Raw genomic sequence first — 10,614 nt, forward strand, 5'->3', positions numbered from 1 at the left:
CCGGCGCCAGCGGTCGAGGGTGCCGGCGGCGTCGGCCAGGGCGGCCGGGCCGACCGTCACGGGCTCGCTCCTGGGACGCGTGAGCAGGGCCAGGCGCAGGGCGGCGGGATCGGCGTCGCCCGTCTCCCCGTGCACGGGGGCCACGGTGACGCGCACGCCGTCGGGTGCCGTGCCGTCCTCGCTCACCACGTGCAGGACCTGGGCCTCGCCCAGGCCGGTGCCGGCCTCCCCGCCGTCCTCGAAGGGGCGGACCCCGAGGGCCGCGCCCGCCGCGCGCAGCTCCGCCCGCTGCCGTTCGCCGGTGAGCAGCGCCCAGACCGGTGTGCCGCCGAGCTCCAGGGCACGTACGAGCAGGTCGGCGACGAGCAGTACACGCAGGTTCGTCGGATCGAGCCCCTGGGTGTGGGCCTCGACCCGGGTCAGGCCCCGCCGGGCGGGGGCGGCGTCCACGGGTTCGCCGGTTCGGGCGTCGGTGATGCGCAGCACGGGGCGAGCGTAGGCGCGTGAGCGGGCGTCCGCAGGTATTCCGGGCCGCTTTCCGGGTCGCCGTGTGCGGTTCCCGGCTCCGGGCGGCCCGGTGACCGGTACGGTCCACCGGCCACCGGCGGGGAACGGACGGGGCCGGGAATCACCGCGCGTCCCGCTTCGTTGTGCGGGGTGACAGCCCTTTCACGACTCCCGGGAGGCCGACGGTGTACGGCGACGAGGCGACGGTCCGCAAGATCCTCACCGGACTCGGTGACACCTGGGCCGTGGTCGGCCTGTCGTCGAACCGGCAGCGCGCGGCGTACGGCGTGGCCCGGGTGCTCCAGCGGTTCGGCAAGCGCGTGGTGCCGGTGCACCCGAAGGCCGAGACCGTGCACGGCGAGCGGGGTTACGCCTCCCTCGCGGACATCCCCTTCGAGGTGGACGTCGTGGACGTGTTCGTCAACGGCGAGCTGGCCGGGGCCGTCGCGGACGAGGCGGTGGCCAAGGGCGCCAAGGCGGTGTGGTTCCAGCTCGACGTCATCGACGAGGCCGCGTACGGGCGGACCCGCGCGGCGGGCCTGGAGATGGTGATGGACCGCTGCCCGGCGATCGAGATACCCCGGCTCGGCTAGGGACCTCCGCGCCGGGTCCCAGGACCTGTCGCGGGGGCGCCGCGCCGCCATAATGGCGCGATGGACGAGCGTTCCCCCCGCCTCGACTCCCTTTCCCCGCGCCGCTGTCCGGTCGTCGTCGTGGGCGCGGGCCCCGCGGGGCTCACCGTCGGCAACATCCTGCGGGCGGCCGGTGTGGACTGTCTGGTCCTGGAGGCCGAGAGCCGGGAGTTCATCGAACGGCGGCCGCGGGCCGGGGTGATCGAGGAGTGGGCCGTACGCGGTCTGGAGCGTCGGGGCCTGGCGCGGAACCTGCTGGAACGGGCCGAGCGGCACACCGCGTGCGAGTTCCGTTTCGGCGGGCGGCGGTACCGCTTCCCGTACCGGGAGCTGACGGGCAGCCACCACTGGGTGTACCCGCAGCCGTTGCTGGTGACGGACCTGGTGCGGGAGTACGCGGACGTGCGGGGCGGGGGCATCCGGTTCGGCGTGCGCGACGTACGGCTGCACGATCCGGCCGGCGACCGCCCGTCGGTGTCGTACGTCCGCCCGGAGACGGGCCGGCGGGAGGTCGTCGTCTGCGACTTCGTCGCGGGCTGCGACGGCGCCCGCGGGGTGACCAGGGCGTCCGTCGCCGCGGAGCGGGTCCGGGTGGCACGCCACGACTACGGCATCGGGTGGCTGGCCCTGCTCGCCGAGGCGCCGCCGTCCGCCGACTGCGTGCTGTTCGGCTGTCACCCGGACGGCTTCGCCGGTCAGATGCCCCGCAGTCCCGGGGTGACCCGCTACTACCTCCAGTGCCCGCCCGGCGACGACCCGGACGACTGGCCGCACGAGCGCGTCTGGGCGGAGCTGCGGCGCCGGCTGGGGGCGGCCGGGGCGGCCCCGCCGGCCGAGGGGCGGCTGATCGAGAAGCGCGTGCTGGACATGCACGACTACGTCACCGAACCGATGGCGTTCGGGCGGCTGTACCTCGCCGGGGACGCGGCCCACCTGGTCGCGCCGATCGCCGCCAAGGGCCTGAACCTGGCCCTGCACGACGCGTTCCTGCTGGGCGACGCGCTGGCCGCCCGGCTCACCGGGGGCGACGACAGCGGACTGGCCGGCTACTCGCGGGCCTGTCTGCGGCGCGTGTGGGACTACCAGGAGTTCTCCCAGTGGCTGTCCGAGCTGTACCACGGCAGCGCGGCGGGGGACCCGTTCCGCGCGGGCACCACCCTGGCCCGGCTGCGCCGTCTGTTCTCCTCCCCCGCCGCCGCTGCCGCCTTCGCGGAGCAGTACCTCGGCACGGCCGCGCGGTACTGAGGCCCGGCCCCGTCAGTCGTGCGGGGGGCGGTCGCCGATCCGGTGGTCGGCCACGTTCAGGGCCTCGTCCAGCAGCCGCCGCAGATGGCCGTCGCGCAGGGAGTAGATCACCCGGCGGCCCTCCTTGCGGGTGTCCACCAGTCCCGCGAGGCGCAGTCGCGCCAGGTGCTGGCTGACCGCCGGCCGCGCCGCGCCACAGGCCTCGGTGAGCGTGGTGACGTCGGCCTCGCCGCCGCTCAGGGCGTGCAGCAGGGTCAGCCGGGTGCGGTCGCCGAGCAGGGCGAGCAGCTCCGCCGCGAGCGCGAAGTGATCCTCGCCGGGGGTGCGCGGGTGCGCGTCGTGCGCAGGTGAGAGGTGCATGGGTGCGCTCACACGCACATAATGGCGGCGGGGACGCCGCCGCGTCCACCTCGCGCACCGGAAGGGGACGCCCATGAGCGACCGCCGCCACCGGCACGGACACGCGCACCACCACCGGCACGGGCACCACCGGGCTTCGACGCTGCGCCGCCCCGCCCGTCCGTCCGCCCCCCACTCCCATGGGACGGCCGACAGGCTCGACTCCGCGCTGGAGTCCTCGGCGAGGGGCATGCGCGCGCTGTGGGTCTCGCTGGCGGTGCTGGGCACGACGGCGCTGGCGCAGGCGGCGGTGGTGGCCGTGTCGGGCTCGGTGGCACTGCTCGGCGACACGGTGCACAACGCCGCGGACGCGCTGACCGCCGTTCCGCTGGGCATCGCCTTCGTCCTGGGCCGACGCGCCGCCACCCGGCGCTTCACCTACGGCTACGGGCGCGCGGAGGATCTGGCGGGCCTCGCGATCGTGCTGACGATCGCCGCGTCCGCGGCCTTCGCCGGCTGGACGGCGCTGGACCGGCTGCTGGACCCGCGTCCCGTCGAGCACGTCCCGGTGGTGGCCGTCGCGGCCCTGGTGGGGTTCGCGGGCAACGAGTGGGTCGCCCGGTACCGCGTCCGGGTCGGACGGGCCATCGGCTCGGCCGCGCTGGTCGCCGACGGACTGCACGCCCGCACGGACGGGTTCACCTCACTGGCCGTGCTGCTGGGTGCCGGCGGCGCGGCCCTGGGGTGGCGGTACGCGGACCCGGTGGTGGGGCTGGCGATCACGGCGGCGATCGTCCTGGTGCTGCGGGACGCCGCGCGGGAGGTGTTCCGGCGGGTGATGGACGCCGTCGATCCGGCGCTGGTGGACCGGGCCGAGCGGGCCCTGGCCGGGGTTGCGGGCGTGCGCGGGGTGGGCGAGCTGCGGCTGCGCTGGATCGGCCATCGGCTGCGCGCCGAGGTGGCGGTCGTGGTGGACGGCGGGGCGACGGTGCGCGAGGCCCATCGCGTCACCGTCGAGGCCGAGCACGCACTGCTGCACGCCGTCCCCCGGCTGACCGCCGCCCTGGTCCACGCCGACCCGGAGCCGGTGCCCGGCGCGGCGGACCCGCACCTGCCGCTCGCCCACCACGCGGTGCGGTGACCCGTCAGGCCACGCCCAGCCCCTCCAGTACGACCGCTCCGGGAAGCTCCGCGAACGCCTTGCCCGGCACCAGCAGCTTGCCGCGCCGCCGGCCGCTGCCGACGAGCACGTACGGCAGGTCCACGACGGCCGCGTCCACCAGCACCGGCCAGTCGCCGGGCAGCCCGATCGGGGTGATGCCGCCGTACTCCATGCCGGTCTCCCCCGTGGCCGTGTCCATCGGGGCGAAGGAGGCCTTGCGGGCGCCGAGGTGACGCCGTACGACCCCGTTGACGTCGAGCCGGGTGGTGGACAGGACGACGCACGCGGCGAGCGTGGTCTCCCCGCCGCGCCTGCCCGCCACCACCACGCAGTTCGCCGACCGCTCCAGCAGGTCCCGGCCGTAGTGCTCGACGAAGACGGCGGTGTCCGCCCAGCGCGGATCGGTGTCGACGTAGAGCACCTGGTCGGCGGGGACGCCGCCGCTCCAGGCGCGGACGGCGGCGGCGACCGGCGCGGTGAGTTCGTCGAGGCGGTCGGGGGCGGGGGCGGCGTGGTCGAAGTCTCCGATGGGTGCGCGCATGGCCGCACCGTAACAGCCGTCCGCGGGTCCTTCGCGGAGTGTCTCAGCGCACGGGCGGCACCGAGACGGCCATGATCATTTCCATCGGGACGTCGCCCTGGTTGCCGTACGTGTGCGGCGTGCCGGCCTCGAAGGAGGCACTGGCGCCGGCCGGCACCCGGTGCTCCGCTCCGTCGACGGTGAGGGTCAGTTCCCCGCACATGACGTGGACGAGTTCGACCGTGCCTGCGGGGTGCGGGTCGGAGTCGCTGCTCTCGCCCGGCATGAGCCGCCAGTCCCACATCTCCAGCGGTCCGGGTGCCTCGGTGCCGGCGAGCAGCCGGCTGTAGCTGCCGCCCCCGGTGTGCCAGAGCCGCACGGCCTGGTCGGCGGGGACGATCCGGACCTCCGGGCCCCGCTCGTAGTCGAGCAGGGTGGGGACGCTGACGCCGAGCGCGTCGCCGATCTTGACGACCGTGCCGATGCTCGGGTTGGTGCGGGCCTGTTCGATCTGGATGAGCATGCCGCGGCTGACGCCGGCCCGCGCCGCGAGCGTGTCCAGCGTGAAGCCCCGCTCGGTGCGCCAGCGCCTGACGTTGCGCGCCAGGGACCGGGTCAGCAGGTCGAGGTCCGACACATTCCGTCCATTCCGTCCGTCACCTGGGGCGCCCGGAACCGCGGTGTCCGGCCGCCGCGGGGCGGGCCCGGTCGCCCACCGCACTGTACTGCGGCCGAAGCGGGCCCCGGCCGCGGCCGGGGCCCGCTCAGCCCTCGGGCTCCAGCTCGGGGAGCCGGGGCACGTCCTTCTCGTCCATGTCGGCGAGCCGTGCGACGCTCTCCTCGTCCAGCTCCGACAACGCCCGCAACTGCTCCGGTGTGATGCCCTCCGGGATCGGCACGGGAGCCGGGGTGCGCAGCGGCGGCTGCCAGCCGCCGTCGGGGGTCCAGCGGCGTACCACCCGGGCCGGGGCGCCCGCGACCACGGCGTGGTCGGGCACCGCGCCCCGGACCACCGCGCCCGCGGCCACCACCACGTTCCGTCCGACGCGCGCCCCCGGCAGGATCACCGCGCCGGTGCCGATCCAGCAGCCGGGGCCGATCTCCACCGGCTCCATCCGCGGCCACTGCTTGCCGATGGGCTCGTGCGGATCGTCGTAGGAGTGGTTGGTGGAGGTGACGTAGACGTACGGCCCGAAGTAGCAGTCGCTGCCGATGGTGACGGTCGTGTCGGCGATGACGTGGCTGCCGCGGCCGAGCACGACACCGTCGCCGATCCGCAGGATCGGCTCCGGGCCGAGGTCGAGACCGGGCATCAGGCCGGCGGTGAGGGTGACCTGCTCGCCGATGATGCAGTGGGCGCCGATGCGGATCCAGGGCTCGCCGAAGACCGTGCCGAGCGGGAAGGCGAGCCTGGTACCTGTTCCCATCGCCCCGAAGCGGAAGCGGCCGGGGTGCTCGGCGGTCACCGAGCCCGTGCGCTGCGCCCAGGTCCAGCCCGCGTGGACCGCGCGCTGAGCGAGGCGGCGCGGCCAGGACGAGAACGTGTTCTTGCGCTTCGGCACCCGCTCACCGTAGTCGGCGGGCGGCCCGCCGACGGGCCGGAGCCCCTGTGATCTTCACCCCACCGGGTTGGCGTACGGTGCGTGGGGTCGAGGACGGCGGGTGGAGGAGAGGGCGATGACGCACCGCGCACTGATCACGGGTATCGGGGGCAGGGAGCCGGAGGTGGACGGGGACGCCTTCGTGGCGCCCACGGCCTCGGTGATCGGGGACGTGACGCTGCACGCGGGCGCGAGCGTCTGGTACGGGGCGGTGCTGCGCGGTGACGTGGAACGGATCTCCGTCGGGGCGAGCAGCAACGTGCAGGACAACTGCACGCTCCACGCCGACCCGGGGTTTCCGGTCAGCGTGGGCGAGCGGGTGTCGATCGGACACAACGCCGTGGTGCACGGGGCGACCGTCGAGGACGACTGCCTGATCGGCATGGGGGCGACGGTGCTCAACGGCGCCGTGATCGGCGCCGGGTCCCTCGTCGCCGCGCAGGCGCTGGTGCCGCAGGGGATGCGGGTGCCGCCCGGGTCGCTGGTCGCGGGGGTGCCGGCGAAGGTCCGGCGGGAGCTGACGTCCGAGGAGCGGGAGGGACTCACCCTCAACGGCACGATGTACGCGGAGCTGGCGAAGGCCCACCGGGAGGAGCACGGCGCGTGAGACCCCGGGGGCCGGCCGCGCCCGCGCGGCTGCCCCCGCGCCCCGGCCGGGGCCTCACTCGCCGGCGGGAACGGGCTCCGGGGTGGGCGACGCCGCCTTCTTCGCCTTGCGCTTCAGCACCAGCATCGACGTCACGCCGATCAGGACCGCCAGCACCAGGCCCAGCCAGGAGAAGCGCTTCAGCCAGGACTCGGCGACGATGCCGACGTAGTAGATGACGGCGGTGGTGCCGCCCGCCCAGAGGATGCCGCCGAGGACGTTGGCGGTCAGGAACTTCCAGTACGGCATCCGCAGCACACCCGCGAGCGGACCGGCGAAGATGCGCAGCAGGGCCACGAAACGGCCGAAGAAGACGGCCCACATGCCCCACTTCGTGAAGGACCGCTCGGCGGTCGCGATGTGCGCCTCGCTGAAGTGGCGGGGGAACTTGGCGCCCAGCCAGGCCAGCAGCGGACGCCCGCCCCTGCGGCCGATGGCGTAGCCGATCGAGTCGCCGATGATCGCGCCGGCGGTGGCACAGGCGCCGAGGACCACCGGGTCGATGTCGCCGTGCTGGGAGGCGAGCAGCGCGGAGGAGACCAGGATGATCTCGCCCGGCAGCGGGATGCCCAGGCTCTCCAGCCCGATGACCAGCCCCACCAGGGCGTACACGGCGACCGCGGGTACGGTCTCGAGCCACTCCTGCACGTGCAACGCCCTGTCCTCCCGGTCCGCCGTTCGTGCGCCGGGTCCCGGCGCACGAACGGGAAGCCTACCGGGTCGGACCACGGTCCCCGGCGCTCATGTGTTCCCACCGTGCTCCTCGGCCGTGCGCCACGACGGCGACGGGTGCGGCGCGGTGGTGCGTCACGGCGTGGGCGACGGGTCCGGTGCGCGTCCCGAACGGGTTGCGGCGGATCCGGCGGCCGGCCACCACCGGCGACGACTCCCCGGAGGCCTCCACCGGGCCGAAGGGCCCTGTGGTCAGCCGTGGGGCCGCAGGGTCCAGACGACGGTCATCTCGCCGGTGACGGCGCCGTCCTCGCGGCGGATGACGATCGAGACCGGGAACTCGGGGCGTACGCCCCCGTCGAGTTCCGCCACGACCTCGGCGACCGGGCGGCCGAGGGTCGCGGTGGCGGTGACCGTGCCCATCGCCAGCTTCCGGTAGGCGATCTCGGCGCGGACGGCCAGCGGCACGGCCCGCGCGAGCTGGTCCCCGAACGCGGCGAGCACGAGCGCGCCGCCCGCCGACTCGCCGAGGGCGAACACCGCGCCGGCGTGCGGTCCGCCCACGTGGTTGTGGTGGTCGGCCCGGTCCGGCAGGACCACCACGGCACGCTCGGGCGCGGCCTCCAGGAACCGGAGGCCGAGGGTCCGGGCCATGGGCACCGCGGCGGCGAGCATCTCGCCGATGGTCATCCGGGCTGCGCTCATGAGCGATATGCTACCCATGGGTAACATCGAGTCGCCATGCCGGGCGGCACCGGGTTCGCTACGTTCCCGTCGAAAGGCGGTGACCTCGTCGTGTCCTCGGCGCGGCTAGGGTTGCTGCCCATGTGGCCAGGACAGCAGCCGCCCGGGGGCGAGCAGAACCCGCAGTCGGACAACCCGTACCAGCAGCCGGGGTACCAGCAGCCGAATCCGTACCAGCAGCCCGGCTACCAGCAGCCGAACCCGTACCAGCAGCAGCCGGGGTGGGGGGCGCAGACCGTGCCGGGCGGGCTTCAGCCGCCGCAGGGCGGGGGCGGCGGGAACAGGACGAAGCTGGTGGCGGTCCTGGCGGCGACGGCCGTGGTCGTGGCCGCCGGTGTCACCGGGTTCCTCGTGCTCGGCGGCGACAAGGACGACGAGGCCGGCGGCGGCAAGGACGCCAAGCCGACCGCGACCGCGTCCGAGGACACCTCCGCGGAACCGAGCGCCTCCGCCTCGGACGACAACCCGCGCGGCGGCGAGGGGGAGAAGGCGACCGTTCCGGGCTGGCAGGTCGTCGTCAACACGCGCTTCGGCACCAAGTTCGACGTCCCCGCCGACTGGGAGATCGAGACGCCCGGCACCAGCGTGGGCTTCGAGTGGGAGGAGAAGGACGGGGAACTGAGCACCACCACCGTCACCGCCCCCGCGTACCTGAAGTCCAAGTGGTGCACGAGCGACGAGAACAAGGACGGCCGCGAGGAGAACACCGCCCTCGCCACCGCCGGCACCCGCGGTGAGAACGGCGCCAAGGACACGGACATGGCGGCCGAGACCCGGGTGCCCTGGTGGATCTACGGCGGGTACACGCAGCCCGACAAGAAGAGCATCGAGTACGAGAAGCCGAAGCCGTACACCACGGCCTCCGGTCTCAAGGGCAGCGTGGCCACGGCGCGCTCGGAGAACACCCCGCAGAACGGCAAGTGCGACAGCGACGGCAAGGCGATCACGTTCGCCTTCAAGAACGGCGCCGGGGACTTCGTCACCTGGAACCTGTACGGCGCCAAGGGCGTCAAGGACGAGATCCCGGAGGCGACCGTGCAGAAGATCCTCAGCACGGTGCGCCTGACGGAGGACGGGCCGCAGGGGTCGTAGCGGGCCGGGAGGGCGGCGGCCCATTTGGCAAGTCGGTCCCGGCCCGGCGATAGTCACGGGATGCCGACCACCGTCCTCCGCCGCCGCCCCGCCTGGGCGGGCCGCAACTACTCCCTGCTGACCGCCGCCGCCGTGGTGACCAACCTGGGCAGCCACGGCGCGCTGATCGCCGCCGCGTTCGCCGTGCTGGGCGCGGGCGGCGACGGCGGCGACGTGGGTCTGGTGGCCGCCGCCCGCACCCTGCCGCTGGTGCTGTTCCTGCTGATCGGCGGGGCCGTCGCGGACCGGCTGCCGCGGCACCGGGTGATGGTCGCGGCCAACGCCCTGAACTGTGTCTCGCAGGCCGCCTTCGCGGCGCTGGTCCTGGCGGGCGAGGCGCGGCTGTGGCAGATGATGCTGCTCAGCGCGCTCGGCGGCGCGGGCCAGGCGTTCTTCAACCCGGCCGCCGAGGGCATGCTGCTGTCCTCGGTCGAGGGCGAGCAGGCCGGCCGGGCGTTCGCGGTCTTCCGGATGGCGATGCACGGAGCGACGCTCGGCGGGGCCGCGCTGGGCGGGGCCATGGTCGCCGCGATCGGGCCCGGCTGGGTGCTGGCGGCCGACGCGGCGGCCTTCGCGGTCGCGGCGGCGCTGCGGGCGTTCCTCGACGTGAGGCACATACCGCCGCGCGCACCCGGCGGCGGCATGCTCGCCGATCTGAAGGAGGGCTGGCGGGAGTTCGCCGGCCGGCCCTGGCTGTGGGGCATCGTCGTCCAGTTCTCCGTCGCCAACGCGGTCGTCGGCGCGGCCGACGCGGTCTACGGACCGCTCGTCGCCCGGGACCACCTGGGCGGCGCCGGGCCGTGGGGCGTGGCGCTGGCCTTCTTCGGCGGGGGCACGGTGGTGGGCGCGCTGCTGATGACCCGCTGGCAGCCGCGCCGTCTGCTGTTCGTCGGCACCCTGTGCGTGTTCCCGCTGGCCCTGCCGTCCGCCGCGCTCGCCGTGCCCGCGCCGGTGGCCGTGCTGTGCGCGGTGATGTTCGTGACCGGCGTGTCCCTGGAGGTGTTCGGCGTCTCCTGGATGACCGCGCTGCACCAGGAGATACCGGAGGAGAAGCTGTCCCGGGTCTCGGCGTACGACTGGTTCGGCTCGGTCGCGCTGGTGCCGGCGGCGATGGCCCTGGCGGGCCCGGCGGAGGCGGCGTTCGGCCGCCCGGAGGCGCTGTGGGGGTGCGCCGCGCTGGTCGTGGTCGTCACGGCGGCGGTCCTGTGCGTCCCCGACGTGCGCGATCTGCGCCGTCGGCCCCGGGAGGTCGCCGGAGCCCGCGCCGGGGACGGCCGGCCGCTCGGGACCGGTGACGGCGAGCGTCCCCGGGCGAGCCTCGACTAGGGCCTCTCGTTTGGATCATGTCGGCGTCGCGGGGCTTGGCACGCGCATCTGCCGCGTTGTCGTCAGTTGCCGACGCTCCGCGTTGGCGC

The 10,614-nt window shown here is 74.8% G+C and carries 12 protein-coding genes and 1 pseudogene; 6 read left to right on the forward strand and 7 right to left on the reverse strand.

What is annotated here, in order from left to right:
* A pseudogene (locus ABTY20_RS33695) lies at positions 1 to 486 on the reverse strand (hypothetical protein); the annotation flags it as partial.
* A gap of 206 nt (positions 487 to 692) precedes the next feature.
* Here ABTY20_RS33695 and ABTY20_RS33700 point away from each other — a divergent pair.
* Positions 693 to 1,100, forward strand: a complete 408-nt coding sequence (locus ABTY20_RS33700; RefSeq protein ID WP_352000949.1) for a CoA-binding protein — start codon at positions 693 to 695, stop codon at positions 1,098 to 1,100.
* Positions 1,101 to 1,160: 60 nt separating this feature from the next.
* Complete coding sequence (locus ABTY20_RS33705) at positions 1,161 to 2,384, forward strand: 4-hydroxybenzoate 3-monooxygenase (protein ID WP_352000950.1); 1,224 nt, start codon at positions 1,161 to 1,163, stop codon at positions 2,382 to 2,384.
* 12 nt (positions 2,385 to 2,396) lie between these two features.
* On the opposite strand, the gene ABTY20_RS33710 is transcribed toward ABTY20_RS33705, so the two are convergent.
* Positions 2,397 to 2,744, reverse strand: coding sequence for an ArsR/SmtB family transcription factor (locus ABTY20_RS33710; RefSeq protein WP_352000960.1), 348 nt, complete (start codon positions 2,742 to 2,744; stop codon positions 2,397 to 2,399).
* Between the two features lie 73 nt (positions 2,745 to 2,817).
* Between ABTY20_RS33710 and ABTY20_RS33715 the strand changes: the two genes are divergently transcribed.
* Positions 2,818 to 3,864 (forward strand): cation diffusion facilitator family transporter, encoded by a 1,047-nt coding sequence (locus tag ABTY20_RS33715; RefSeq protein ID WP_352000951.1) that lies wholly within the window; start codon positions 2,818 to 2,820, stop codon positions 3,862 to 3,864.
* Positions 3,865 to 3,868: 4 nt separating this feature from the next.
* Here the strand turns inward: ABTY20_RS33715 and ABTY20_RS33720 are convergent, their stop codons facing one another.
* The 3 genes from ABTY20_RS33720 to ABTY20_RS33730 form a co-directional block, all read right to left on the reverse strand.
* Entirely contained in the window at positions 3,869 to 4,426 is a 558-nt protein-coding gene (locus ABTY20_RS33720; protein ID WP_352000952.1) for a YbaK/EbsC family protein, read from the reverse strand.
* 43 nt (positions 4,427 to 4,469) lie between these two features.
* Complete coding sequence (locus ABTY20_RS33725) at positions 4,470 to 5,042, reverse strand: helix-turn-helix domain-containing protein (RefSeq protein ID WP_352000953.1); 573 nt, start codon at positions 5,040 to 5,042, stop codon at positions 4,470 to 4,472.
* Positions 5,043 to 5,169: 127 nt separating this feature from the next.
* A complete protein-coding gene (locus ABTY20_RS33730) occupies positions 5,170 to 5,967 on the reverse strand; it encodes an acyltransferase (RefSeq protein WP_352000954.1) in 798 nt (265 codons plus the stop codon).
* A 115-nt stretch (positions 5,968 to 6,082) separates the two neighbouring features.
* Between ABTY20_RS33730 and ABTY20_RS33735 the strand changes: the two genes are divergently transcribed.
* Positions 6,083 to 6,613, forward strand: a complete 531-nt coding sequence (locus ABTY20_RS33735; RefSeq protein ID WP_352000955.1) for a gamma carbonic anhydrase family protein — start codon at positions 6,083 to 6,085, stop codon at positions 6,611 to 6,613.
* Between the two features lie 54 nt (positions 6,614 to 6,667).
* Here the strand turns inward: ABTY20_RS33735 and ABTY20_RS33740 are convergent, their stop codons facing one another.
* Positions 6,668 to 7,306 (reverse strand): DedA family protein, encoded by a 639-nt coding sequence (locus tag ABTY20_RS33740; RefSeq protein WP_352000956.1) that lies wholly within the window; start codon positions 7,304 to 7,306, stop codon positions 6,668 to 6,670.
* 270 nt (positions 7,307 to 7,576) lie between these two features.
* Positions 7,577 to 8,029 (reverse strand): DUF4442 domain-containing protein, encoded by a 453-nt coding sequence (locus ABTY20_RS33750; protein WP_352000957.1) that lies wholly within the window; start codon positions 8,027 to 8,029, stop codon positions 7,577 to 7,579.
* 120 nt (positions 8,030 to 8,149) lie between these two features.
* On the opposite strand from ABTY20_RS33750, the gene ABTY20_RS33755 reads away from it, so the two are divergent.
* Positions 8,150 to 9,160 (forward strand): DUF8017 domain-containing protein, encoded by a 1,011-nt coding sequence (locus tag ABTY20_RS33755; protein WP_352000958.1) that lies wholly within the window; start codon positions 8,150 to 8,152, stop codon positions 9,158 to 9,160.
* Between the two features lie 60 nt (positions 9,161 to 9,220).
* Positions 9,221 to 10,525 (forward strand): MFS transporter, encoded by a 1,305-nt coding sequence (locus ABTY20_RS33760; protein WP_352000959.1) that lies wholly within the window; start codon positions 9,221 to 9,223, stop codon positions 10,523 to 10,525.
* Positions 10,526 to 10,614: the final 89 nt, after the last annotated feature.

The organism is Streptomyces sp. NPDC126497, assembly GCF_040302425.1.
In the GTDB taxonomy this organism is placed as follows: Bacteria; Actinomycetota; Actinomycetes; order Streptomycetales; family Streptomycetaceae; genus Streptomyces.

Excerpts from the sequence above, each read along its gene's own strand:
- ABTY20_RS33705 (WP_352000950.1), top strand. The coding sequence starts at position 1,161 with ATGGACGAGCGTTCCCCCCGCCTCGACTCCCTTTCCCCGCGCCGCTGT.
- ABTY20_RS33710 (WP_352000960.1), bottom strand. The coding sequence starts at position 2,744 with ATGCACCTCTCACCTGCGCACGACGCGCACCCGCGCACCCCCGGCGAG.
- ABTY20_RS33715 (WP_352000951.1), top strand. The coding sequence starts at position 2,818 with ATGAGCGACCGCCGCCACCGGCACGGACACGCGCACCACCACCGGCAC.
- ABTY20_RS33720 (WP_352000952.1), bottom strand. The coding sequence starts at position 4,426 with ATGCGCGCACCCATCGGAGACTTCGACCACGCCGCCCCCGCCCCCGAC.
- ABTY20_RS33735 (WP_352000955.1), top strand. The coding sequence starts at position 6,083 with ATGACGCACCGCGCACTGATCACGGGTATCGGGGGCAGGGAGCCGGAG.
- ABTY20_RS33750 (WP_352000957.1), bottom strand. The coding sequence starts at position 8,029 with ATGAGCGCAGCCCGGATGACCATCGGCGAGATGCTCGCCGCCGCGGTG.
- ABTY20_RS33755 (WP_352000958.1), top strand. The coding sequence starts at position 8,150 with ATGTGGCCAGGACAGCAGCCGCCCGGGGGCGAGCAGAACCCGCAGTCG.
- ABTY20_RS33760 (WP_352000959.1), top strand. The coding sequence starts at position 9,221 with ATGCCGACCACCGTCCTCCGCCGCCGCCCCGCCTGGGCGGGCCGCAAC.